The organism is Pseudomonas sp. TMW22089 (genome assembly GCF_022496645.1).
Classification (GTDB): domain Bacteria; phylum Pseudomonadota; class Gammaproteobacteria; order Pseudomonadales; family Pseudomonadaceae; genus Aquipseudomonas; species Aquipseudomonas paraversuta.
In genome coordinates this window covers 96,819-121,644 of record NZ_SCFG01000012.1, presented here as the reverse complement: position 1 = coordinate 121,644, position 24,826 = coordinate 96,819, and the positions used below count along the sequence as shown (strand labels likewise).

Annotated in this window: 24 protein-coding genes; 15 read left to right on the top strand and 9 right to left on the bottom strand. The window is 57.5% G+C overall.

Going from position 1 to position 24,826, the window contains the following annotated elements; translation table 11 throughout:
- Positions 1 to 266: 266 nt before the first annotated feature.
- From ccoM to EQV90_RS13765, 3 genes are all read right to left on the bottom strand, one after another.
- On the bottom strand, positions 267 to 377 hold the full coding sequence (gene ccoM / locus EQV90_RS21715; protein WP_003443097.1) for a cytochrome c oxidase subunit CcoM: 111 nt from the start codon (positions 375 to 377) through the stop codon (positions 267 to 269).
- Between the two features lie 142 nt (positions 378 to 519).
- Positions 520 to 681, bottom strand: a complete 162-nt coding sequence (locus EQV90_RS13770; protein WP_003443098.1) for a hypothetical protein — start codon at positions 679 to 681, stop codon at positions 520 to 522.
- Between the two features lie 113 nt (positions 682 to 794).
- Positions 795 to 1,112: an aspartate-semialdehyde dehydrogenase gene (locus EQV90_RS13765; RefSeq protein WP_160626868.1), complete on the bottom strand. Its 318-nt coding sequence runs from the start codon at positions 1,110 to 1,112 to the stop codon at positions 795 to 797.
- 161 nt (positions 1,113 to 1,273) lie between these two features.
- On the opposite strand from EQV90_RS13765, the gene rapA reads away from it, so the two are divergent.
- Positions 1,274 to 4,120 carry an RNA polymerase-associated protein RapA gene (rapA, locus tag EQV90_RS13760; protein WP_003443101.1) on the top strand — a complete coding sequence of 949 codons (2,847 nt, stop codon included), beginning with the start codon at positions 1,274 to 1,276 and terminating at the stop codon, positions 4,118 to 4,120.
- Positions 4,121 to 4,395: 275 nt separating this feature from the next.
- Positions 4,396 to 6,600: an EAL domain-containing protein gene (locus EQV90_RS13755; RefSeq protein ID WP_240878234.1), complete on the top strand. Its 2,205-nt coding sequence runs from the start codon at positions 4,396 to 4,398 to the stop codon at positions 6,598 to 6,600.
- A 155-nt stretch (positions 6,601 to 6,755) separates the two neighbouring features.
- Here the strand turns inward: EQV90_RS13755 and EQV90_RS13750 are convergent, their stop codons facing one another.
- Positions 6,756 to 7,061, bottom strand: a complete 306-nt coding sequence (locus tag EQV90_RS13750; RefSeq protein ID WP_003443105.1) for a DUF2288 domain-containing protein — start codon at positions 7,059 to 7,061, stop codon at positions 6,756 to 6,758.
- A 355-nt stretch (positions 7,062 to 7,416) separates the two neighbouring features.
- On the opposite strand from EQV90_RS13750, the gene EQV90_RS13745 reads away from it, so the two are divergent.
- The 9 genes from EQV90_RS13745 to EQV90_RS13705 all read left to right on the top strand — a co-directional run bounded on the left by EQV90_RS13745 (position 7,417) and on the right by EQV90_RS13705 (position 15,106).
- Entirely contained in the window at positions 7,417 to 8,556 is a 1,140-nt protein-coding gene (locus tag EQV90_RS13745; RefSeq protein WP_269465423.1) for a branched-chain amino acid ABC transporter substrate-binding protein, read from the top strand.
- A 249-nt stretch (positions 8,557 to 8,805) separates the two neighbouring features.
- Entirely contained in the window at positions 8,806 to 9,729 is a 924-nt protein-coding gene (gene livH / locus EQV90_RS13740; RefSeq protein WP_003443109.1) for a high-affinity branched-chain amino acid ABC transporter permease LivH, read from the top strand.
- Positions 9,726 to 10,982, top strand: a complete 1,257-nt coding sequence (locus EQV90_RS13735) for a high-affinity branched-chain amino acid ABC transporter permease LivM (protein ID WP_240878232.1) — start codon at positions 9,726 to 9,728, stop codon at positions 10,980 to 10,982. Before livH ends, EQV90_RS13735 begins: the two co-directional genes overlap by 4 nt.
- Positions 10,979 to 11,746 (top strand): high-affinity branched-chain amino acid ABC transporter ATP-binding protein LivG, encoded by a 768-nt coding sequence (livG, locus tag EQV90_RS13730; RefSeq protein ID WP_003443113.1) that lies wholly within the window; start codon positions 10,979 to 10,981, stop codon positions 11,744 to 11,746. Before EQV90_RS13735 ends, livG begins: the two co-directional genes overlap by 4 nt.
- Positions 11,747 to 12,448 carry an ABC transporter ATP-binding protein gene (locus EQV90_RS13725; protein WP_003443115.1) on the top strand — a complete coding sequence of 234 codons (702 nt, stop codon included), beginning with the start codon at positions 11,747 to 11,749 and terminating at the stop codon, positions 12,446 to 12,448.
- A 184-nt stretch (positions 12,449 to 12,632) separates the two neighbouring features.
- Entirely contained in the window at positions 12,633 to 12,935 is a 303-nt protein-coding gene (locus tag EQV90_RS13720) for a DUF2282 domain-containing protein (protein ID WP_003443123.1), read from the top strand.
- 22 nt (positions 12,936 to 12,957) lie between these two features.
- Positions 12,958 to 13,836, top strand: coding sequence for a DUF692 domain-containing protein (locus tag EQV90_RS13715; protein WP_003443134.1), 879 nt, complete (start codon positions 12,958 to 12,960; stop codon positions 13,834 to 13,836).
- Positions 13,833 to 14,606, top strand: a complete 774-nt coding sequence (locus EQV90_RS13710) for a DNA-binding domain-containing protein (RefSeq protein ID WP_240878231.1) — start codon at positions 13,833 to 13,835, stop codon at positions 14,604 to 14,606. The genes EQV90_RS13715 and EQV90_RS13710 overlap by 4 nt, the downstream gene beginning before the upstream one ends.
- The gene (locus EQV90_RS13705) at positions 14,603 to 15,106 is read left to right on the top strand and encodes a DoxX family protein (RefSeq protein WP_240878229.1); all 504 of its coding nucleotides are present in this window, start codon (positions 14,603 to 14,605) and stop codon (positions 15,104 to 15,106) included. The genes EQV90_RS13710 and EQV90_RS13705 overlap by 4 nt, the downstream gene beginning before the upstream one ends.
- Here the strand turns inward: EQV90_RS13705 and EQV90_RS13700 are convergent.
- A complete protein-coding gene (locus tag EQV90_RS13700; RefSeq protein WP_240878228.1) occupies positions 15,103 to 16,011 on the bottom strand; it encodes a LysR family transcriptional regulator in 909 nt (302 codons plus the stop codon). The genes EQV90_RS13705 and EQV90_RS13700 overlap by 4 nt on opposite strands.
- Before the next feature lie 105 nt (positions 16,012 to 16,116).
- Between EQV90_RS13700 and EQV90_RS13695 the strand changes: the two genes are divergently transcribed.
- The 4 genes from EQV90_RS13695 to nhaA all read left to right on the top strand — a co-directional run bounded on the left by EQV90_RS13695 (position 16,117) and on the right by nhaA (position 20,696).
- Positions 16,117 to 16,716, top strand: a complete 600-nt coding sequence (locus EQV90_RS13695) for a short chain dehydrogenase (RefSeq protein ID WP_010655674.1) — start codon at positions 16,117 to 16,119, stop codon at positions 16,714 to 16,716.
- A gap of 152 nt (positions 16,717 to 16,868) precedes the next feature.
- Positions 16,869 to 17,540 (top strand): hypothetical protein, encoded by a 672-nt coding sequence (locus tag EQV90_RS13690; RefSeq protein ID WP_003443139.1) that lies wholly within the window; start codon positions 16,869 to 16,871, stop codon positions 17,538 to 17,540.
- A gap of 100 nt (positions 17,541 to 17,640) precedes the next feature.
- Positions 17,641 to 19,251 carry an NAD(P)/FAD-dependent oxidoreductase gene (locus EQV90_RS13685; protein ID WP_240878227.1) on the top strand — a complete coding sequence of 537 codons (1,611 nt, stop codon included), beginning with the start codon at positions 17,641 to 17,643 and terminating at the stop codon, positions 19,249 to 19,251.
- Between the two features lie 263 nt (positions 19,252 to 19,514).
- Positions 19,515 to 20,696: a Na+/H+ antiporter NhaA gene (gene nhaA, locus EQV90_RS13680; RefSeq protein WP_010655673.1), complete on the top strand. Its 1,182-nt coding sequence runs from the start codon at positions 19,515 to 19,517 to the stop codon at positions 20,694 to 20,696.
- Positions 20,697 to 20,796: 100 nt separating this feature from the next.
- Here nhaA and EQV90_RS13675 read toward each other — a convergent pair whose 3' ends face one another.
- From EQV90_RS13675 to EQV90_RS13660, 4 genes are all read right to left on the bottom strand, one after another.
- On the bottom strand, positions 20,797 to 21,261 hold the full coding sequence (locus tag EQV90_RS13675; RefSeq protein WP_003443142.1) for a glycine zipper 2TM domain-containing protein: 465 nt from the start codon (positions 21,259 to 21,261) through the stop codon (positions 20,797 to 20,799).
- Positions 21,262 to 21,448: 187 nt separating this feature from the next.
- Positions 21,449 to 22,096, bottom strand: coding sequence for a pyridoxamine 5'-phosphate oxidase (gene pdxH / locus EQV90_RS13670; RefSeq protein WP_003443143.1), 648 nt, complete (start codon positions 22,094 to 22,096; stop codon positions 21,449 to 21,451).
- 23 nt (positions 22,097 to 22,119) lie between these two features.
- The gene (locus tag EQV90_RS13665) at positions 22,120 to 23,238 is read right to left on the bottom strand and encodes an OmpA family protein (protein ID WP_240878226.1); all 1,119 of its coding nucleotides are present in this window, start codon (positions 23,236 to 23,238) and stop codon (positions 22,120 to 22,122) included.
- Between the two features lie 109 nt (positions 23,239 to 23,347).
- Positions 23,348 to 24,493 carry a beta-lactamase family protein gene (locus EQV90_RS13660; protein WP_240878238.1) on the bottom strand — a complete coding sequence of 382 codons (1,146 nt, stop codon included), beginning with the start codon at positions 24,491 to 24,493 and terminating at the stop codon, positions 23,348 to 23,350.
- Positions 24,494 to 24,826 lie beyond the last annotated feature (333 nt).

Here is a 24,826-nt window from a genome sequence, read left to right as displayed (position 1 = left end):
TCGACTTGGTCGACGACCGACAATTTAAAGGTCAGCGTGTAGTCTCGCTGACTACGCCTTTTACTTGTCTCCATTACGCCCTCCTGAAAATAGATCAGAAGGTGTAAACCTTATTCAGGACGGGACACGTTGAACAAAAAAGGTACGCCCCTCACGGGTCGTACCTTTTTTTATGCCTGGGGTACGGGCAAAAAACCCACGCAAAAAAATAGGCGACCGAAGTCGCCCAAAATGCCTTGCGTGCTCATACCCCGAAAAGACCTGCGCTATTTGCGCTTGCGGGAGTCTTTCCAGATAAAAATGCCCAGTCCCGCGAAAAACAAGACCATGAGGCCGACGGTAAATACTCCGGCGATAACCACATTATCGAGAAACATGACGGCCTCCTGCGGGTCTGTTGTGTGTTGCAGCTAGATTAACCAGACGCGCAGGCGCAGAACTTGACCAGGATCAATAGTGATCCACGGCGACAGGGACTTGGACGGGATATTTGACACAGATCATCTAAAACGCCGCTGTTCAGCGCTTTTTAGGTTTTTTCTTCGGCTTTTTTGCGGGTTTTGCCAACGGCATTGCTTGCTCGAAGGCTTGCCGTACTTCATTCAGCTTCTTTTCTTTAAGGTCGTGCACCCGTTTGGCGCGTTCGGCACCCAGGTCGACCAGCTTGTTGTCTTGGCTCATAGCGCAATCAGGTCACTGTCAGTGTTTGAGTCGGTGCACCGCAGACCGCAAAGGTCTCAGGCAATGGGCCAATAATGCGACGCCACGCCCCCCCCTGACCAGAAAAAATCGCCTCAGACCTTTATATCAACCCACAAACCCAGACGCTGTGTGCCATCGACCGCTGGCAATTGCGGCCCTGCATCTTCAGCATCAGGGGGGCTTTGAGCCTCCTGTTCCTCTGCTTCACTGCGACGCTTTTGCTGTTGACGCTGCTGCTCCTCGCGCAGCAACAGCGTGGCCTGCTCGCTGTCATGATCGCTCAGGTTGATCGCGCTTTCACCCGCAGCTGCCTGGGCGGGCACCACCGGTGGAATGTCCGGCCGTGGGCGCACCGGATCTTGTTGAGACGTCACGGGGACTACACTTAGAGGCAGGATGGGCGGCAACATGGCGATTGTTCTCCTATTCCTGATGCTCGATCAACGTGAGCCACTCATCGAAAACCGCTACCGGCCCAAGTAAAGCCGAACAGCTTTTTATGAGAGTCCTTTGGACTGAGGCCCCTGATCCGTTAATATACTCGGCTTTTTCGAAGCGGGAGTCAGGCAGCATGGCGCAGCAGTATCAACCGGGGCAACGCTGGATTAGTGACAGCGAAGCAGAGCTAGGTTTAGGCACCGTTCTGGCACAGGACGGTCGCTTGTTGACCGTGCTCTATCCGGCCACTGGCGAAACCCGCCAATATTCGCTGCGCAACGCACCGCTCACGCGCGTACGGTTCTCGCCGGGTGACACCATCATCCACTTCGAAGGCTGGAAGATGACCGTGCGCGAAGTCGACGATGTCGACGGGCTGATGGTCTATCACGGGCTCAACGAGCAAAACGAGCCTGTTACCCTGCCAGAAACCCAACTGTCGAACTTCATCCAGTTCCGCCTGGCCAGCGACCGCTTGTTCGCCGGCCAGATCGATCCGCTGTCCTGGTTCTCCCTGCGTTATCACACCCTTGAACACACCAGCCGCCAGTTGCAGTCGCCACTGTGGGGCCTGGGCGGTGTGCGTGCACAACCTATTGCCCACCAGTTGCACATCGCCCGCGAAGTTGCCGACCGGATAGCACCAAGGGTCCTGCTGGCTGACGAAGTAGGCCTGGGTAAAACCATCGAAGCCGGTCTGGTCATCCACCGCCAGCTGCTCAGTGGCCGCGCCAGCCGCGTGCTGATCGTGGTGCCGGAAAACCTGCAGCACCAATGGCTGGTGGAGATGCGCCGGCGCTTCAACCTTGAAGTCGCGCTGTTTGACGAAGAGCGCTTCATCGAAAGCGATGCCAGCAACCCGTTTGAAGATACCCAGCTGGCGCTGGTTGCACTGGAATGGCTGGTCGACGACCCCAAGGCTCAAGACGCTTTGTTTGCAGCGGACTGGGATTTGCTGGTGGTCGACGAGGCCCATCACCTGGTGTGGCACGAAGACCAGGTCAGCCCGGAATACGCCTTGATTGAACAACTGGCAGAAGTGATCCCGGGCGTATTGCTGCTGACCGCTACCCCGGAACAACTGGGCCAGGACAGCCACTTCGCCCGCTTGCGCCTGCTCGACCCCAACCGCTTCCACGATCTGGCCGCCTTCCGTGCCGAGAGCGAGAACTATCGCCCGGTCGCCCAGGCCGTGCAGGAGCTGCTGGACAAAGGCCGCCTGTCGCCTGAGGCCCACAAAACCATTCACGGCTTCCTCGGCGCCGAGGGTGATACCTTGCTGGCCGCCGTTAACGATGGCGATGCCGAAGCCAGCGCACGTCTGGTACGCGAACTGCTCGACCGTCACGGCACCGGCCGCGTCCTGTTCCGTAACACCCGCGCAGCCATTCAGGGCTTCCCGGAGCGCAAGCTGCATGCTTATCCGCTGCCATGCCCGGACGAATACCTGGAACTGCCGCTGGGCGAACATGCCGAGCTCTACCCCGAAGTCAGCTTCCAGTCCCAGCCGGACGCCAGTGAAGAAGAACGCTGGTGGCGCTTTGACCCTCGGGTCGAGTGGCTCACCGACACGCTGAAGATGCTCAAACGCACAAAAGTGCTGGTGATCTGTGCCCACGCCGAGACCGCAATGGACCTGGAAGACGCCCTGCGCGTGCGCTCCGGCATCCCTGCAACGGTCTTCCACGAAGGCATGAACATTCTTGAGCGCGACCGCGCAGCGGCCTACTTCGCAGACGAGGAGTTCGGCGCCCAGGTACTGATCTGCTCGGAAATCGGCAGTGAAGGTCGTAACTTCCAGTTTGCTCATCATTTGGTGCTGTTCGATCTGCCGTCCCACCCGGACCTGCTGGAACAACGAATTGGTCGTCTGGACCGGATCGGCCAGAAACACATTATCGAAGTCCACGTGCCGTACCTTGAGACCAGCCCGCAACAGCGCCTGTTCCAGTGGTACCACGAAGCGCTGAACGCCTTCCTCAATACCTGCCCTACCGGCAACGCACTGCAACACACGTTTGGCCCGCGCCTGCTGCCGTTGCTTGAAGCTGCTGACGATGAAGAGTGGCAGGCATTGATCGACGAAGCCCGCGCCGAACGCGAGCGTCTGGAGCAAGAACTGCACACCGGTCGCGACCGCCTGCTGGAGTTGAACTCCGGCGGCTCGGGCGAAGGCGAAGCGCTGGTTGAAGCGATCCTTGAACAAGACGATCAATTCACCCTGCCGATCTACATGGAAACCCTGTTCAACGCCTTTGGCATCGACAGTGAAGACCACTCGGAAAACGCCCTGATCCTCAAGCCAAGCGAAAAAATGCTCGACGCCAGCTTCCCCCTTGGCGACGACGAAGGCGTGACCATCACCTACGACCGCAACCAGGCCCTGTCGCGCGAAGACATGCAGTTCATCACCTGGGAACACCCGATGGTGCAGGGCGGCATGGACCTCGTATTGTCCGGTTCGATGGGCAACACCGCTGTCGCACTGATCAAAAACAAGGCACTCAAGCCCGGAACCGTACTGCTTGAACTGATTTACGTCAGCGAAGTGGTTGCCCCGCGCTCGCTGCAACTGGGCCGTTACCTGCCACCTGCCGCTCTGCGCTGCCTGCTGGACGCCAACGGCAATGACCTGTCATCACGCGTGGCCTTCGAAACCTTGAACGAACAACTGGAAAGCGTGCCCCGTGCCAGCGCCAACAAGTTCATTCAGGCCCAGCGTGACAACCTCACGCCGAAGATCAACGCCGGTGAAGCCAAGATCGCGCCACGCCACGCAGAACGTGTTGCCGAGGCACAGCGTCGCCTGGCCGCCGATACTGAAGAAGAGTTGGCACGCCTGACAGCATTGCAAGCGGTTAACCCGAGCGTTCGTGACAGCGAACTGGTTGCCTTGCGCAAGCAACGGGAACAAAGCCTGGCCATGCTTGAGAAAGCCGCCCTGCGTCTTGAAGCCATTCGCGTATTGGTCGCAGGCTGATTGAAAACCCGCTTGCGCAAGGCAAGCGGGTTTATTGATTCCCCCTGAGCAGGAGCCGAACCTGCTCACGCAGCAGGCTTCAAGCCTCGTGATCAACAGCACGAGGCTTGCCCCTTGCCGCCTTAGCGCTAAGAGGAATAGCGATCCTAATTCTCATAACATAATGATAGACATCATCTTGCCATCATTGCTGCAGCCAAAATTCCAGCCTCTATACTTGAGACCGAGCTAGCGCCTGACGACTAGCAAATCTGCAATCAGTGCCGAGGCGCGCTATGGAATGGCTGGACTTGCAGTTTTTTGGTCCGCACATGGATAACGGGCAACAACTGCTTTACAGCAGCCATAACCCTTATCTGGTATTTCTCGCCTATCTGGTGGCCTGTGCGGCTGCTTTAGCTGTGCTGCACATGGTGGAACGTACTGCCAATAGCGAAAAAACCATGGCAAAAACCGTGTGGCGATGGCTTGGCGCCAGCTGCCTGGCAGGCGGTATTTGGGCCATGCATTTCATCAGCATGCTGGCATTTGAATCCCGGTCCGAAACCCACTACGACCTTGGCATCACCAGCGTCTCGCTGTTCATTGCATGGATTGGCACCCTCATCGCCATGCAAATCCTCAATAGCCCTGCCCCCAGTCGTGCCCGGCTACAGCTGGCGGCGCTGGTTTTTGGGGTGGCTGTTTGCTGCATGCACTATGTCGGCATGTCAGCCATGCACTCCAACAACCTGACCCATTATCAACCGCAGCTGATCGCTCTCTCCTTGTTCACGGCCGTCGCTGCAAGCTATGGCGCGCTGCTGATGACCTCTTGCCTGCTCTCAACCAGCGGTTTGCCCCATCAGCTTTTCAAATACGCCATCAGCCTCGCTGCCGGAGCAGCCCTGCTCAGCGTGCACTTCATCGGCATGTGGGCGATGCACACCTACTCGCCTTCTGGCGACACCGGTCAGGCATTCATTGAAAACAACCACTGGCAACTGGCCTTGATGGTGGCCCTGATCAGCTTGTTGCTGATTGGCTGCAGCATCAGCGCAGCCTTGGTCGACAAGAAACTGCAGCACAAAGAGCATGACCTGAAACGGGTCAACGCCCTGCTCAGCCAACTTGACCTGGCCCGCGTGTCCTTGCAGCAGGTGGCGCTTTACGACCCGCTGACCAATCTGATCAACCGGCGCGGGTTCAACCAGATTTTTGCCGAAAAGCTGATCGAGCGCACGGCACACAACGGCAAGCTGGCGGTGATGTTTCTCGACATTGATCACTTCAAGCGCATCAACGACAGCCTGGGCCATGATGCCGGGGACCAGTTGCTCAAGACCATCGCCACCCAAATCAAAAGTGCCACCCGCAGCCATGATGATGTGGTCGCGCGTTTTGGCGGCGATGAATTCTGCATTTTAGTCAGCCTCAACCACCGCGATGAAGCTCAAAGCATGGCCCAGCGCATCATGCTTAAACTCAAAGAGCCCATCGAGTTGGCCGGCAGACGCATGGTGATGACCACCAGCATCGGCATCAGTGTGTTTCCGGATGACGGCACCACCAGTACCGAGTTGCTCAAACACGCAGATCTGGCGCTCTACCAGTCCAAAGGCAATGGTCGCAATAGCCTGACCTTCTTCAGCTCGAACCTGAAAGCCCGCGCGTCGCTGGAACTGCAGATAGAAGAAGAACTGCGCAATGCACTGATCGATGGCAGCGGATTACTGGTGCATTACCAACCCATCTTTGACCTTAAGACAGGCCGTGTCGCCAAACTCGAGGCCCTGGTGCGCTGGCAGCACCCTGAGCATGGCTTGCTAGCCCCGGACCGTTTCATCAGCATTGCCGAAGCCAACGGTCTGATCGCCGAACTGGACCACTGGGTGTTGCGCAAGGCCTGTCAGGACCTGGCTGCCCTGTCACGCATGGGCTGGCAGCAACTGGGGGTCGCGGTTAATTGCTCGGCACTGAATCTGGTACGGGTAGAGCTGGCCGACGAGATTGAAAATGCCCTGCGAACATCCGGCATCGCCCCCCATCGACTGGAGCTGGAAGTCACAGAAAACGCCTTGATGGGAAATATCAACAGCACCTCGCAACTGCTTCGGCAGATTCGCGCCCTCGGCGTGTCACTGTCGATTGATGACTTCGGCACCGGGTATTCCTCCCTCGCCTATTTAAAGCGCCTGCCTCTGAACACGTTAAAAATTGACCGTTCATTCATTCAGGAAATCCCGGCCTCCAGCCAGGACATGGAAATCGTCCAGGCCATTATCGTCATGGCCCACACCCTGCACTTGCAGGTGGTCACCGAAGGCGTTGAAACCAATCAGCAATTCGAGTTCCTCAGGCAATACGGCTGCGACTATGTCCAGGGCTTTCTGCTAAGCCGCCCGGTACCTTTTGAGGCTCTGCATGAGTTGCTCGATGAACTGAATAAACGCTCCCTGCCCGAGTCCGGGCACACAGCCTTTCAACTCTCGAGTCAGTAAGCCCGAAGCCATCTGGCAGGCACAAAAAAACGCCACAGTCGGGACTGTGGCGTTTCTCTACGGCAACTGGCCACTACGGCGAAACCAGTTACTGCCCTACACACTCACGACCTGAAATGCCTACGGCAAAAAACGCTCTAACTTGGTGCTTTATATTATTTCTCTGCCCTTTCCTGGACCATAACCCAGGGGGAAACCACCACTGCCCACAACTGCGGGTTACGCTCAAGAACGTCTAGCGCCTGCGCTTCGGTCATCTTTCCAAGCACTCCGGACGCCATCCAGGCGGCCACTTTCTCTGCATCATCCTGAGTCACGGCCTGCGCCGCTTCGATCAGGTCCAGTGCAGGATCAACCCACAACAGATCGCCTTTGGCGAAGAACGGCTGCAAGGCATCCCATTCAATAGTTGAGGTCTCGCCAAGCAGCTTGGCATAGAGGGTGCTAGGTTCTTGGTTCATGGGTTTCACCTGGTAAAAAATCGGCGTAATGATAGCGCCGCTCACCGGGTAGAAAAACCCGAATAAAGGTGGAGACGCCAAGAAAGAGTAAGGGCTAAGGACGGCAAGGCTGATCTGGCAACATTCAGATAAAAAACATCAGCATATTCCGCCGCCATTCTGTCTCTTTCTTTCGTTTAAGCGACATTTCCTGCTTTTTCCCTCGGATACACGCTATTCAAGCGCTAAACCGGCGCTCTACACTGTACCGGTACAGTTGCAGGGGGGATTGGCCGGGAATTTCGCTAGAAAAGACCCGGTCCGGCTGCCTTGGCTTCCAGGACTATAAAAATTACAACAGAAGAGTGGAGCACCAATAGAGATGGCTACTAAGCAAATTACCAAATTGTTTGCCGCGATGGTTTTGGCCGGGGTTGCCAGCCATTCGTTTGCAGCAGACACCATCAAGATCGGTATTGCGGGTCCTAAAACAGGCCCTGTTACTCAGTATGGCGACATGCAGTTCACTGGCGCCAAACAGGCTATTGCAGACATCAACGCCAAAGGCGGAGTTGACGTCGACGGCAAAAAGCTCCTGCTTGAAGCCAAGGAATACGACGACGCCTGCGATCCAAAACAAGCCGTTGCAGTAGCCAACAAAATCGTCAACGACGGCGTCAAGTTTGTAGTCGGTCACCTGTGCTCCAGCTCTACCCAGCCTCCTTCGGACATCTACGAAGACGAAGGCATCATCATGATTACCCCCGCCGCCACCGCGCCGGAAATCACCGCCCGTGGTTACAAGAACATCTTCCGCACCATCGGTCTGGACAGCGCTCAAGGCCCTGCGGCCGGTAACTACATCGCCGATCACGTCAAACCGAAAGTCGTCGCAGTGCTGCACGACAAGCAGCAGTACGGTGAAGGTATCGCCACCGCGGTCAAACAGACTCTGGAAAACAAAGGCGTCAAAGTCGCAGTCTTTGAAGGCGTCAACGCTGGCGATAAAGACTTCGCGGCGGTCATTGCCAAGCTCAAGCAAGCCAATGTCGACTTCGTTTACTACGGCGGTTACCACCCTGAGCTGGGCCTGATCCTGCGCCAGGCCAAGGAAAAAGGCCTGAACGCCAAGTTCATGGGCCCGGAAGGCGTGGGTAACGACTCCATCTCGCAAATCGCCCAGGGCGCCTCCGAAGGTTTGCTGGTGACCCTGCCACAAGCATTCGACCAACAGCCTGAAAACAAGGCACTGGTAGCGAAGTTCGTCGCAGACAAAAAAGACCCGACCGGTCCGTTTGTATTCCCTGCCTACACCGCAGTTGAAGTCATTGCCCAGGGTATTGAACAAGCCAAAAGCGAAGACACTGCAAAAGTGGCCAAAGCCATCCATGACGGGACATTCAAGACCCCGATGGGCGACCTGAGCTTTGATGACAAAGGCGACCTGAAGAACTTCAAGTTCGTGGTCTACGAATGGCACTTCGGCAAACCTAAAACAGAGGTTAGCCCTCAGTAAGTCCCGGTTCCTGATCTGACAACGAAGCCCACTGCGCGAGCAGTGGGTTTTGTTTTACGAACCCTGGATTCACAGAAAAGGGGCCGCGCTTTCGTGATCCGGAAGTCTGCCCACCTGAAAATCTTTAAAACCGTCACCAGCGGTTCGCTGGCAGAAGACCTGCGCTCAAAGTGGGTGAAAACCCCCATGACCCAGGCCGGAAAATGACTCCACCAGTGAAATGCGTCTCAGGTTTTTAGGAGCTTTGTAATGCCTGACATCTATCACTTCTTCCAAATGCTGGTTAACGGCCTCAACGTTGGCAGCACCTATGCCCTGATCGCCATCGGCTATACGATGGTTTACGGCATTATTGGAATGATCAACTTCGCCCACGGCGAGGTGTACATGATTGGTTCCTACATTGCGTTTATCGCCATCGCCGGCCTGACCATGATGGGTCTGGACAGCGTGCCATTACTGCTGACCGGGGCGTTTATCGCCAGCATCGTGGTCACCAGTGCTTATGGCTACAGCATTGAACGGGTGGCTTACCGTCCTCTGCGTGGCAGTAACCGCCTGATCCCCTTGATTTCTGCCATCGGCATGTCGATTTTCCTGCAAAACATGGTGCTGTTGTCCCAGGACTCGAAAGACAAATCGATCCCTAACCTGATCCCCGGCGGCTTCACCTTCGGTCCGGGCGGGGCTAGCGAAGTCGTTGTCTCCTACATGCAAATCGTAGTCTTCGTGGTCACCCTCCTGGCCATGCTCGGCCTGACCCTGTTCATCTCCCGTTCACGCCTTGGCCGCGCCTGCCGCGCCTGCGCCGAAGACATGAAGATGGCCAACCTGCTGGGCATCAACACCAACAACGTGATTGCCCTGACGTTTGTGATCGGCGCCGCTCTGGCAGCCGTTGCCGCCGTTCTGATCAGCGTGCAATACGGCGTGATCAACCCCGGCTCCGGTTTCCTCGTGGGGCTTAAAGCCTTCACTGCTGCAGTATTGGGCGGGATCGGCAGTATCCCCGGCGCAATGCTTGGTGGTCTGGTGCTTGGTGTGGCTGAAGCCTTTGGTGCCGATATCTTTGGCGACCAGTACAAAGACGTAGTGGCTTTCGGCCTGCTCGTATTGGTACTGCTGTTCCGTCCGACCGGCATTCTGGGACGTCCGGAGATTGAAAAAGTATGACTAGGAATCTTAAATCGGCGTTCTTCAGCGCCCTGCTGGTATGGGCCGTCGCCTACCCGGTACTCGGTCTGAAACTGACTATCGTCGGAATCAACATCGAAGTTCACAACACCAGCACCTTTACCCTGAGCGTGATTGCGATCTGCTCGCTGCTGATGTTTGTGCGCGTGTTGTTCAACCAGCAACTGAGCGCGGCCTGGAAGGCTTCGCCCAACATGCCAAAAGTGCCGTCCAAAGCCACTGACTTCCTGACCCTGCCCAGCACCCAGCGCTGGATCATTCTGGGTCTGGTGATCGTGGCCCTGATCTGGCCGTTCTATGGTTCCCGCGGTGCCGTGGACATCGCCACCCTGATCCTGATCTACGTGATGCTGGGCCTTGGCCTGAACATCGTGGTCGGCCTGGCCGGACTGCTCGACCTGGGTTACGTGGGCTTCTATGCAGTGGGCGCCTACACCTATGCATTGCTGGCGCACTACTTCGGCCTGAGCTTCTGGATCTGCTTGCCGCTGGCCGGTTTGATGGCAGCCACCTTTGGTTTCCTGCTGGGTTTCCCGGTCTTGCGTTTACGCGGTGACTATCTGGCCATCGTGACCCTGGGCTTTGGTGAAATCATCCGCCTGTTCCTGCGTAACCTGACGGACATCACCGGCGGGCCGAACGGCATCAGCAACATCCCGAAACCGACCCTCTTCGGTCTGAGCTTCGACAGAACCGCAGCCGAGGGCATGCAGACGTTCCACGAATACTTTGGCATCGCGTACAACTCGATCAACAAGGTGATTTTCCTGTACCTGATCGCGCTGGTGCTGGTGCTTATCGTACTGTTCGTGATCAACCGCCTGCTGCGCATGCCGATCGGTCGCGCGTGGGAAGCCCTGCGTGAAGACGAAATTGCCTGCCGTGCACTGGGCTTGAATCCGACCATCATCAAGCTGTCGGCCTTCACCCTGGGTGCCACCTTTGCAGGCTTTTCAGGCAGCTTCTTTGCCGCCCGCCAGGGCCTGGTGACCCCGGAGTCGTTCACCTTCCTCGAGTCGGCGATCATTCTGGCCATCGTGGTACTGGGTGGCATGGGCTCGCAACTGGGCGTGATTCTGGCAGCCGTGGTGATGATCCTGCTGCCGGAAATGATGCGTGATTTCAGTGAGTACCGGATGCTGCTGTTCGGCGCCCTGATGGTGCTGATGATGATCTGGCGTCCGCAAGGTCTGCTGCCAATGCAACGTCCTCATCTGGAGCTGCGAAAATGAGCCGCGAGATACTGAAAGTCAGTGGCCTGTGCATGCGCTTTGGCGGCTTGCTGGCGGTGAATGGCGTCGCGCTGACCGTCAAGGAAAAACAGGTAGTGTCAATGATCGGCCCTAACGGCGCCGGCAAAACCACGGTGTTCAACTGCCTGACCGGCTTCTACAAGCCATCGTCGGGCAGCATCCTGCTGGATGGCGAACCCATTGAAGGCCTGGCAGGCCATGAAATTGCCCGCAAGGGCGTGGTGCGTACCTTCCAGAACGTGCGCCTGTTCAAGGACATGACAGCCGTTGAGAACCTGTTGATTGCTCAACATCGCCATCTCAACACCAACTTCCTCGCGGGGCTGTTCAAAACCCCGGCGTTCCGTAAAAGCGAGCGCGATGCCATGGACTACGCCGCGTACTGGCTGGACAAGGTCAACCTGACCGAGTTCGCCAACCGCCCGGCGGGCACCCTGGCCTACGGCCAGCAACGGCGCCTGGAAATCGCTCGCTGCATGATGACGCGCCCGCGCATCCTCATGCTCGACGAACCGGCAGCCGGTCTCAACCCCAAGGAAACCGAAGACCTCAAGGCGCTGATCAGCGTTTTACGCAACGAGCACAACGCTACGGTGCTGTTGATTGAACATGACATGAAACTGGTCATGAGCATTTCCGACCATATCGTAGTGATCAATCAGGGCACACCTTTGGCCGACGGGACTCCGGAGCAGATCCGCGATAACCCTGAAGTGATCAAAGCCTATCTGGGGGAAGCGTAAATGCTGCAATTTGAAAACGTCTCTACCTTTTACGGCAAGATCCAGGCACTGCACGGGGTGAATGTCGAGGTACGTCAGGGCGAGATCGTGACCCTGATCGGCGCTAACGGCGCTGGCAAGTCGACCTTGATGATGACCCTGTGCGGCTCGCCCCAGGCCCAAAGCGGCAGCATTCGTTATCTGGGCGAAGAGCTGGTGGGGCTGACTTCGGCGCAGATCATGCGCAAGAGCATTGCCGTGGTACCGGAAGGCCGGCGGGTATTTGCCCGCCTGACCGTGGAAGAGAACCTTGCCATGGGCGGGTTCTTTACTGAGAAGCACGAATACCAGGAGCAAATGGACAAGGTTCTGCACCTGTTCCCGCGCCTGAAAGAGCGTTTCAATCAACGGGGCGGCACCATGTCCGGTGGCGAGCAGCAAATGCTTGCGATCGGCCGGGCGCTGATGAGTAAACCCAAGTTGCTGTTGCTCGACGAACCATCACTTGGGCTGGCTCCGATCATCATTCAGCAGATTTTCGACATTATTGAACAACTGCGGGATGAGGGCGTGACGGTGTTTCTGGTGGAGCAGAACGCCAACCAGGCGCTAAAAATTGCTGACCGCGCCTACGTGCTGGAAAACGGCCGGGTGGTGATGCAAGGCACCGGAGAGCAATTGCTCAACGATCCAAAAGTGCGTGATGCCTATCTGGGCGGCTGACGCTGCCTGCGACACAAAACGGCCCTTCGGGGCCGTTTTTCATGGGCGCCGGAAAAGGCTGCGCCGACCGGAACCCTAACTTCTTTTCAGTCGCCTGTAACAAATCCCGGGCTGCTCTCTCTAGAGGGGTAAGCCGGCAGCATTCAGTGGCCGGCGTAGTAAATATCACCCCTGGAGACTCACCATGAACAACAAAACCACCCGCACTTTTTCCGCTGCAGCCCTGGCTCTTGCCCTGGGCTCTGCTTTGACCGTTGCCGCTTTGCCCGCCCAGGCGGCCGGCGATATGGAGAAGTGCTTCGGGGTTGCCTTGAAAGGCCAAAACGATTGCGCCGCAGGCGCGGGCACCACCTGCGCAGGCACCTCCAAAACCGACTACCAGGGCGATGCCTGGAAACTCGTGCCTAAAGGTACCTGCGATAAAACGGCCAGCCACACCTCATCCACCGGCTTTGGCCAACTTGCCGCTTTCACTGCCAAATCCTGATATCCAGCCATGGGTCCTGATGATGCACAGTTCAACTGCTTCGCTCATCGCGCCTCGTATCTCCCAGCTCCCGCCGCGTGCGGGCCTGGGGCTCAAGGCCGAACACTTCAAGGATGTACTGGAATCCCTGCCTGATGTCGGGTTCTTTGAAGTACATGCAGAAAACTACATGGTGGCAGGCGGCCCCTTCCATCATTACCTGGGTCTGATCAGAGAACGCTACCCGTTGTCGATTCATGGGGTCGGCCTGTCGATTGGCAGCGACACCCCACTCAATATCGAGCATCTGCAACGTTTACAAACTTTGCTTGCCCGCTACCGGCCCCGGGTGTTTTCAGAACATCTGGCCTGGTCCAGCCACGGGCCGCATTTTCTCAACGACTTGCTGCCTTTGCGCTATGACCTGAGCACCCTGCAGCGGGTCTGCGCACATATAGATCAGGTTCAAAACACCTTGCAACGCCAGATACTGCTGGAAAATCCCGCGACCTATGTGGAGTTCGACCAGACACATTTCGACGAAGCGAGCTTCATTCATGAAGTCATCACCCGTAGCGGCTGCGGCCTGTTACTGGACGTGAACAATGTGTACGTGTCCTGCGTCAACCATGACCGCGATCCCCTGGCCTATATCAACGCACTGCCCTTGCACGCGGTGGGCGAACTTCATCTGGCAGGCTTTGCAGAAGATATCGACCAGTCAGGGCAGCGCTTGCTGATCGATAGCCATGGCGCCCCCGTCGACCAGGCTGTCTGGGCGTTGTACCAGCAGGTACTGGAATGCGTTGGCCCGGTGGCCACGCTGATCGAGCGCGACAACCAATTGCCTGTTTTCAGCGAACTGCTCGCCCAGGCCGAGCTCGCTGACTGTTACCTGCTAACGACCCGGGAGCGAACATGAGACTACAAGAAGCGTTCAGCGCAGCCGTGCTTGACTCCCAACAGCCATGCCCGCGAGGTTTGGTATCGCGCAACGGGCACGTCGAGAGCCGTTTCGCGGTGTATCGCAACAATGTCCAGAAAGGGTTGATCAATGCGCTGGCATTCAGTTATCCCGTAGTGGCCAGGTTGGTGGGCGAGTATTTTTTTCAGGAAATGGCACGGCTATTCATTAAAAAAAGCCCGCCTGACAGCCCGATAATGAGCACCTATGGCGTCCGTTTTGCTGACTTCATTGGCGATTTCGAGCCCGCCAGGAGCCTGCCCTACCTGGCCGACACCGCACGTCTTGAGCGCTTGTGTGTAGCGGCCTATCACGCAGCAGACGCCTGCGCGGTGGATCCGCAGGTACTGGCCCGGATGCTCAAGGTGCCAGAAAGTCTCGGTCAGTTGCACCTGCAGCTGCACCCCGGCGTTGCAACCCTGGACTCGCCTTACGCCGTAGCCGATTTATGGGCCGCACATCAAAACGAGGAGCTAAGCCAGGGACTTGACCTGAGCCTGCCACAAAGCACCGTGGTGCTGCGTTATGGGTTATCTGTCGAGGTATTCGCCGTCAGACCCGGTTACACGGCCTTTATCAGGCATCTGCAGAGCGGCCATGCCTTGGGGCCCGCCGCGGAACATGCCCTGCAGGTTGATCCTTACTTTGACTTGAGCCAGGCCCTGGCGCTGCTGATTACCCATGACGCCATCACTGATTTGTCCCCTGCTCCCGAGATTTCGCCATGAACACGCCTGTCGCAACCTCCTGCCTGTTACGCCGTTGGATCGAGTACGCAATTGCACTCATGCAGCGCATCCCCCACAGTTTGATCGCTTTGATCGCACGCTTTTCCATTGCCGCCGTGTTCTGGAAGTCAGGCCAGACCAAAGTCGAAGGTTTTGCCATCGACCTGGTTAACGGTACGTTCCAGCTCGGCGTACCGCACCTGGCCGCGTCCACCACCTACCTGTTCAGCACCGATTACCAGGTGCCACTGCTGCCCCCTGATGTAGCTGCATACGCGGCGACCCTCAGTGAGCACCTGTTCCCGGTGTTGATCCTGCTGGGTTTCGCTACCCGCTTTTCGGCGCTGGCCCTGCTGGGCATGACCCTGACCATTCAGTTGTTCGTCTACCCCGATGCTTACCCGACCCACGGCACCTGGATCGCAATTCTGTTGTACCTGATGGCAAGAGGTCCGGGCGCCTATTCAATTGACCGGCTGATTGCGCGCCACTATGGCTAAAGCCGGTCTATTGCCTCACCGCTACGCTTAAACCAGCCCGTCAGGTAGTCCGCCAGCACCTGGGTGCGCCTGGGCAAGCCCCCCTGATAGGGATGCACCAGATACATGGGATTGCTGCGGGTCTGATAATCACGCAACAAGCCGCGCAAACGCCCGTCCGCCAGCTCAGCCTGGAGCATGTAAGACGGCAAACGGGCGATTCCCGAACCGATCAGGGCGGCTTTTTTCAGCAAACTGTAGTGATTACTGGCGAACACCCCCGATACCCGAACCCGATGCAAATCATGCTGCTGGTGGTACTGCCACTCCTCACGTCCACTGTAGTGACTGTTCAGCAAGCACTGATGCTCCACCAGTTGTTGCGGAGTATCCGGCTCGCCGTGTTGCTCAAGATAGGCCGGGCTGGCGCAAGTGACTTCATGCCAGGTCAGCACGGGCCTGGCCACTAACCGCTCGTGACTGCTCACTTGCGAGCGGATCGCCAGATCAAAACCGTCCCGAGCCAAATCGCGATAACTGTTGTTGAGCTCCAGCTCAATCTGCACCTGCGGATAATCCCGGGAGAACTCCAGCAGCAGTGCATCAAAGAAGGTTTCACCCAGTGACACGGGCACAGTCATACGCACCGGACCTGCCATGTCGTCCTTTAGCCGTGCCAATGCCTGACGCGCACGCTCCACTTGTACTACCAGCGCCTGAGCCTGAGGCAGCAATGCAGCGCCGGCTGCAGTCAGACTCAGGCGTCTGGTAGTGCGGTGCAGCAACACCACCGAGAACTGCGCTTCAAGGTGGCTGATGCGCTTGGACAACTGCCCTTTGCTGCACCCCAGCTGCTGGGACGCCAGGGTAAAACTGCCGGCATCGATCAACACCGCGAACGCCGCCAGGTCATCCACTTCGCTCATTGATTGTTTCCATATGAAAACCAAAGGTTGCCCATTAGTGCGCTTATCACCTTAAAACACCAGCATTAGACTCAACCCACACCCCATCACTGAAGGAACATGGCAATGAAGATTCTGTTGATCGGCGCTACGGGCACCATAGGTTCAGCCATTGACCGCGAGTTGTCGCCCCGCCATGAAATCGTGCGCATTGGTCGCAGCAGTGGCGATTTCCAGGTTGATATCAGCAACAGCGCTTCGATTCGGCAACTGTTTGAAAAAACCGGTCGCTTCGACGCCCTGGTGTGCGCTGCAGGCAACGTCAATTTCGTGCCATTGGCCGAGATGAGCGAAAAAGACTTCACCCTGGGCTTGCAGGACAAACTGATGGGGCAGGTCAATCTGCTGCTGATCGGTCGTGAATTTGCTAACGACGGCGCCTCGTTTACGTTCACCAGCGGTGTAATCAACCGTGAGCCGATTCGTACCGGCAGCAGCGCAGCCCTGGTAAACGCCGCACTGGATGGCTTCGTAAAAGCCGCGGCGATCGAACTGCCCCGCGGCCTGCGGGTGAACTCGGTGAGCCCTACCGTGCTGACCGAAGCCATGGGCAAATATGCCGCATACTTCCGCGGATTCAAGTCGGTCGCAGCAGCTGACGTGGCGTTGGCCTACGCCAAAAGCGTAGAAGGCCTGCACACCGGGCAAACCTATCAGGTCGGCTAATCGACCAGTCTCTTTGCAGGGGCGGGCTTTGCGGATCAAAAAATCCCGAACGGGCATGCTCGCGCAGGGCCTGCCCGGCGGAAAAAAAGATCGCCCCTTGTGCAGCACTTCGCGCCTAAGTAACGTGGCAGCACTAGTCAGGAGTCTCAATGATGCGTGCTGCTCGTTCCTTGGTTTTGTTCGCCCTGTTGCCCCTTTTTGCGGGCTGCCAAATGTTCAACAGTAAACCCGCTGACAGCAATGCCGGCATGACCCGTCTGCAAGGTGAGCTGGTTTCGGCCAATGGCCAGTTAATTTTTCAGCCATGCGTCGGGCAACAGCGCTATGTGGTGCGTGACAGTGCCAGTACCACCCTGGTGCAAGACGCCACGGACATGCCTGACAAGCCCGGCAAGTTGTTCGCCGACATTCGCGGCAGCTTTGTAACCGGTAAAGTCCCCGGCACTGACGGCGAAGTTCAGCTGCAACAACTGTATCGCCTGGAGCGCAACAGTTCCGCCTGCAAAGACCCCAACTTCAAACAAATCACCGTGCATGCCAACGGCAATGGCCCGGCGTGGGAAGTCCAGGCAGGCGCCAAGGGCATGGTTCTAAAACGCGAAGGCCAGCCACAACTGGCACTACCTTTTGTTGAGGAACAGGTCGGCGACGGTCGCTTCTCCCTGTCCACAGAAGCCAACAACCAGCACATCGAACTCTGGGTCGCCCCGCAACGCTGCACGGACAGTGTCAACGGCAGCATTCAGCATCTGGGCGCTGAACTGCGGGTCAACGGTCAGGTACAGCGTGGTTGTGGCTACTTCGGTGGCGCACGTAACGACTAAACGACAAATGTTGCTGACGGTCTGACCTCCAGGCAGCTTATAATCGCCGGTTCGCGTTAAGGCTGCCGGGGTTTGCCTGGCCCCTCTATTGGACACTGTCATGTTACGAATTACCGAACTCAAGTTGCCGATCGACCATCCCGAAGAAGACCTGCGCGCTGCCATCGTGCAGCGCCTGGGCATCGCCAGCGATGACCTGCTCGATTTCACCTTGTTCAAGCGCAGCTACGATGCGCGCAAAAAAACCTCCGAATTGTGCTTCATCTACACCATCGACCTGAGCGTGCGCGATGAAGCCCCGCTGTTGCTGCGGTTCGCGGATGACCGCAACGTCAATCCTGCTCCGGACGTCAGCTACAAAGTTGTCGGCCACGCGCCCCATGATTTACGCGAACGCCCGATTGTGGTGGGTTTTGGCCCATGCGGTATTTTCGCTGGCTTGCTGCTGGCACAAATGGGCTTCAAGCCGATCATTCTTGAGCGCGGCACTGAAGTGCGCCAGCGCACCAAAGACACTTGGGGCCTGTGGCGCAAAAACGTCCTGAACCCCGAATCGAACGTGCAGTTTGGCGAAGGCGGCGCCGGGACCTTCTCGGACGGCAAGCTCTACAGCCAGATCAAAGACCCGAAACACCACGGTCGCAAAGTGCTGCACGAGTTTGTCAAAGCCGGTGCGCCGGACGAAATCCTCTATGTCAGCAAACCGCACATCGGTACGTTCCGTCTGACCGGCGTAGTCGAAAACATGCGCCAGCAAATCGAGGCGCTGGGCGGCGAGGTACGCTTCCAGCAACGCGTTACCGACGTATTGATCGATGACGGACACTTGACCGGTGTGGTCCTGGCCGATGGCGAGCAACTGAACTCGCGGCACGTGATCATGGCCCTGGGCCACAGCGCCCGAGACACCTTCCGCATGCTCCATGAGCGCGGTGTGTATATGGAGGCCAAGCCGTTCTCGGTGGGTTTCCGTATCGAGCACCCGCAGTCGTTGATCGACAGCGCGCGCCTTGGCAAGTACGCCGGTCACCCGAAGCTGGGCGCCGCTGATTACAAGCTGGTTCACCACGCCAAAAACGGCCGCTCGGTCTACAGCTTCTGCATGTGCCCCGGCGGTACAGTGGTTGCAGCCACCAGCGAACCCGGCCGCGTCGTGACCAACGGCATGAGCCAATACTCGCGTAATGAACGCAATGCCAACTCAGGCATCGTGGTCGGCATTACCCCCGAAGACTACCCGGGTGGACCTCTGGCCGGTATCGAGTTGCAAGAGCGTCTGGAGGCCCACGCCTATGTGTTGGGCGGCAGCAACTACGAAGCGCCGGCGCAATTGGTTGGCGACTTTATTACGGGCAAGCCGTCCACCGCACTGGGCAGTGTTGAACCGTCCTACAAGCCGGGCGTATCCCTGGGTGATTTGGCACTGGCTTTGCCGGCCTACGCCATTGAAGCCATCCGCGAAGCCTTGCCGGCATTCGAGAAGCAGATCAAAGGTTTCTCGATGCATGACGCGATCCTGACCGGGATCGAAACTCGCACCTCATCGCCATTGCGCATGACCCGCGACGGGTCGATGCAGAGTCTCAATGTCAAAGGCCTGTTCCCGGCTGGCGAAGGCGCAGGATACGCCGGCGGAATTCTGTCGGCGGGCGTGGATGGCATCCGGATTGCCGAAGCCGTTGCCCGGGATATTCTCGGTATCGAAGCCTGACCCTGTACCGCTGCCGCCAAGCTTCGACAAGGGCTGTTACGCAGCCCTTTTCAGCTCCAGGCAGCGGTACAGTTTGATCCACAGGACAGTTCCTGCAGTCTGCTCAAACTCAACGCGGCTCCATTGGGCACTCAACTGCTAGGCTCTTTGTCGAAGTGAGATCAACGCGTTGTTTAAAACAAAAGCCAACCCGGTTTTTGTTTTAACCAGCGGGTTCACAAGTCCGGGTATCGCACCCCATAACTATCCGATGGAGAGCCACCTTGCCTCTGCGTAGCACTTTCACTCGTTTCTTTCAGTTGGAAGCTGCCAGCGGTCTGTTGTTGATTGCAGCTGCGGCTCTGGCTTTGATCATCAACAATTCGCCGCTTTCCCACTACTACACAGCCTTTCTTGACGTACCGGTGGCCGTGCAGATCGGTGCCTTGCAAATCGCCAAGCCCTCGCTGCTGTGGATCAACGATGGCCTGATGGCTTTGTTCTTTCTGCTGATTGGCCTGGAGGTCAAACGCGAACTGCTCGACGGACAGCTGTCCAGACCATCCCAGGTAGTACTGCCCGGTGCAGCCGCAGTTGGCGGCATGGTAGTGCCGGCACTGATTTACTGGTACATCAACAAAGATTTCCCGGACGCCCATGGCGGCTGGGCAATCCCGATGGCCACTGATATTGCCTTCGCCCTTGGGGTGCTGGCCCTGCTCGGCAAACGTGTCCCGGCGTCACTCAAACTGTTCTTGATGACCCTGGCGATCATTGATGATCTGGGCGCAATCATTGTGATTGCGGTGTTCTACACCACCGAGCTGTCAGGGGTATCCCTGATGCTGGCTGCGGCGTGCCTGGTGATTTTGATCGCGATGAACCGCATGGGCGTGGTCAAGATCGCCCCTTACATGATCATCGGACTGATCCTCTGGGTATGCGTGCTTAAAAGCGGCGTGCATGCCACGCTGGCGGGTGTGACCCTGGCATTCTGCATCCCGCTGCGGACCAGGAACTCCGAACCGTCACCACTGATGGGCATCGAACATGCGCTGCACCCCTGGGTGGCTTACGGGATTTTGCCATTGTTTGCTTTCGCCAATGCCGGCGTCTCGCTGACAGGCGTCAACCTGCACAGCTTTACCCACCACGTGCCGATGGGGATCGCCACAGGCTTGCTGCTCGGTAAAACCCTGGGCGTGTTTGGCTTGACCTGGATCGTGATTAAAACCGGCTGTGCAGCGCTGCCGGCCGGTGCTAACTGGGGTCAGGTGTTTGGCGTAGCGATTCTGTGCGGTATCGGATTCACCATGAGCCTGTTTGTAGGCTCCCTGGCGTTTGTGGCGGGAAGCAGTGATTACGTGGGAATGGACCGCATGGGCATCCTGACCGGCTCAATTCTGGCGGCGCTGATTGGCTACGGGGTTACGGCGTTCTTTAGCCGTAAACAACAGGTCGCCTGACCTTGCGCGAGCCCGCTCCCGGATAAGGGTCATAGACAAACAAAAACCCCGGCCAGTTCGCACTGGCCGGGGTTTTGTTTTTAGCGGTGTCGCCTGGGCGTTACTGGGTAACGCGGCTGGTACCGTCAACAGTCATGATGCGTACACGCTCACCGGTACGGAACACCTGGTTCGGCTCAACCTGCTGCACGTAGGCACGGGTGCTGCCGTCGTCTTCACGTACGGTGATTTCTACACCCTGGGTCTTGGTCAGGCCCGACTCGGCTGCCGAGCCCAGCAGGCCACCAGCTACTGCACCGATAACGGCGGTCACGATGCTGCCACGGCCACCACCGATAGCACTGCCACCAACGCCGCCGATAACAGCACCTGTTGCAGCGCCGATCGGGGTTTTGGTGCCTTCAATCTGTACCGGACGCAGGGCAACGATGGTGCCCATGCGAACAGTTTGCACGCGGCGCGCTTCATCGCGCGAGTAGGTGTCGCCGGTCAAGCTCGAGGTGCAGCCGCCCAACAAAACTGTCATGGTCGAAAAAGCAGCAACTAACAGTACGGACTTACGCATAGGATCAACTCCAAAAGATCAGGGATACATTAAACTCTGCAGCCGGGTACATGTCACCGCGCGGCGCAGATAAACAGCCTTTATTCAGCGCCTGTACAGTCTCGTCAGGCCTGACAACTCTCTAAAAACTCGTGTAAGGGTAGCGCGTAATTACCGTTTTGCATTACGCAGCCTCCCGGTAGCGACTTCAGGGCGCCAGCCGCTCAAGGGTCCAGCGAGCTCCGTCAAAACGATAGTTCAGCCGGTCATGCAGACGGCTTGGACGCCCCTGCCAGAACTCGATGCGTTCAGGCAATAACCGATAACCGCCCCAGTGTTCAGGACAGTGCGGCTGGGTCTCGCTGAAACGCGCCTCTGTGGCTTCAAGCAGCCCGATCAACTCTTCGCGACCCGCAATCACCTGGCTTTGTGGCGAAGCCCAGGCCCCGATCCGGCTACCCAACGGGCGAACCTGATAGTAGGCATCGGACTCTTTCGCCGACACCTTGATCACCTGACCTTCGATACGCACCTGGCGCTCCAGGGTAGGCCAGAAAAAGGTCATCGCCGCAAAGGGACATGCGGCCAATTGCTGGCCCTTGGCGCTGGTGTAGTTGGTGAAAAAGGTAAAACCCTGATCATCCAGACCTTTAAGCAGGAGCACCCGACAATGCGGGCGACCCTGTGCATCGACCGTGGCCAGGGTCATGGCGTTGGCTTCGACCGGTGGCTGCTCGGTTTTGACCGCGTCACTGAACCACTGATGAAACAGCGCGAAAGGCTCATCCGGAGCCTGAGCCTCGGTCAGCCCGTCACGGGTGTAATCACGGCGCATATCTGCCAGCGATTGAGTCATGAGCCAATCCTTTCCTGAATCAATCAGTTCTTGGCCTGATCGTTAGCAGCAACCTTTTTGCTGGTGTCGGCTTTAGCCACTACTGGCTTTTTGGCTGGAGCAGCTTTCACTGCCTTTTTAGCCGGGGCGCCTTTTTTGGCAACCACTGCTTTCTTGGCAGGAGCAGCCGCTTTTTTCGCAATCGACGGCGCAACAGCCGGCTGCACTGCAACCAGATCAGATGGCGACAAGGCAGGCTGGCTGTATTTGCTGACCAGCGCGACCATGGTCGCTTGCGGAGTCATGAGGATTTCAACCCGGCGGTTCAGTGCACGACCTTCATTACTGTCGTTGGCTGCACGAGGCATTACCGAGCCCATGCCACGCAGGGTCAGACGATTGCTCTGCAGACCGCTCATGCGGAAGATAGCCGCCACTGATTTGGCACGATCCAGGCTCAGTCGGGTGTTGGCTGCCATGGCGCCTGTGGCGTCCGCATGGCCAAGCACCAGTACTGCAGTTTTGGGATCGCCTTCAACCACTTTGGCCACACGTGTGAACGGGCCAAGCATGGACGGCATCAACAAATCCGGGCGTGTAGCCTTGAACGAGCTATCAGCCGAGGCCACGATCACCAGCAAGCTTTCGCGACGCTCCAGTTGCAGGTTGGTGTCTTTGATTGCTGCACGCAGGCGAGGCTCGTACTCGTCCAGCCAGGCCTGAGTGATTTTCGGATCTGGCATTGGAATCACGCCAACCGTTGCGGGCTTGCTGTCTTTGGCAGCGCTATCAAACGGCCACCACCAATTCTTGGTCGATGTTGTTGCAGGAGCTGCGGCGCCAGCCACTACCTTTTCTTTCTCCGCCGGGGCATCTTTTTTGGCCGAGTCGGAACCAAATGGCCACCAGCTGAAAGCGCTTTCTTTGGCTTCGGCTACAGCAGGAGTCGCAGGCGCTGCGGCAGTTTTGGCGACCGGCGCAGTTACTTTAGTGTCTGCAGGCTTGGAAGGTGCGCTGGCGCTTTTATCGGAAGGCGTCGACGCTTGGTCGGAAGAGCCCAGCTGCCACCATTTGTGGCCACCTGCGGCGTCATTCTGTGGAGTTTGTGCACAACCGGTAATTGCCAGGCAAAGAGCCAGAGCGAGGGTCTTATTAGATGACATTGAATATCCACACAATGAATTAAGAATAAAAGGCGCTATGCCTACATAAAAAAACGTATTAAACGCATAAAAGCTACAGGGTTCCGACCTACGGCCTACAAATACCCGGTTATAGACACCTCGCCAAGACTTTAACCAGCTTTTGCGCCCGTGGGTCCATCAATACATAAGGCCCAAGTGTATTAGTAACGAAGCCAAAAGCCACATCCCGCTCCGGATCGGCAAAGCCTATCGACCCTCCTGCCCCGGGATGACCAAACGCCTTGGGGCCCAGGCCGAAGGTAGCGTTGGCTACATCCGGTTGATCCAGCATGCAGCCCAGCCCGAAGCGAGTCTGCGTCAGCAAGGTTTTATCCGGACCGATGCTGTGCTCACGGGTCAATTGCCCGAGCATTTCGGCTTCAAGCAAACTGCCATCCAGCAAACCGCTGTAGAAACCGGCCAGGCTTCGGGCATTGCCGTGGCCGTTGGCCGCCGGCTGCTCCATCCGCCGCCATTCCGGCTTATTGGTGCTGGTCATGATAGACGGCGGGTTGGTGAATGCCCGAGTGCTGATCGAAGCCGGCTCATTCATCATCGCTTTCAACAGGCGTTGCGCTGCCGCATCGCCCATCGTGCCTTTGCTGCGAGCAATATGGGCCACCCGGTAAAACTCTTCATCCGCCAGCCCGATATGGAAATCCAGCCCCAAAGGCCTGGCGGTACGCGCCATTATCGATTGGCCCGCACTGCGCCCGTCGGCCCGACGAATCAACTCGCCTACCAACCAGCCATAAGTGATTGCGGCGTAACCATGCCCTTCACCGGGGCTCCACCAGGGCGCTTGCGCGGCCAGCGCATCCACCATGGTCTGCCATTCATACAAGGCAGCCGCCGGCATTGATTCACGTATTGCCGGCAAGCCGGCGCGATGGCTGAGCAACTGGCGCAACGTGATCGACTCTTTGCCCGCAGCAGCGAACTCAGGCCAATACCGGGCAACAGGCACATCGAGCTCCAGCTTGCCCTCTTCTACCAACTGCAACGCAGTGACTGCGGTAAAGGTCTTGGTACAGGAAAACAGATTGGCAATGGTGTCGGTGTGCCAAGGTTGCTCTGCGTCCTTGTCAGAGGTGCCGGCCCACAAATCGAGCACCGTTTCGCCGCCGATCCGGATGCACAGTGCCGCGCCGCGTTCTTGCGGATCATTGAACAGATCGGCAAACGCCTCACGTACTGCTTCGAACTTAAGGTCGTGAAAACCCTGAATCTGCACCCGCACCTCCTGAATCAAGCATGGCTCTACAAGGCATGCATTGTTCCAGTCCCTGTGAGATTTTGAAACAGAGCAAACCGCTACCAACGCACAATTTTTGTGCATTACGCAGTCGGCGCAGAAGGTATCAGCGCGAGAGTGGATTTTTTGTGAAATCCCCGCCGAACAGTCGTAGCGGGCCCGAATCGCATGCGTGCACGCTGAACGGCTTCGACCCCACTTGCGCACCTCCCTTTCGCATCCATTTCGAAGCCTCCATTCAGTTGAATGGAAGCGCCAGGTTTTCAAATGCTATCTAGAAGGGCGCAGGTCCCCTGGAGCGACGCAGTGACT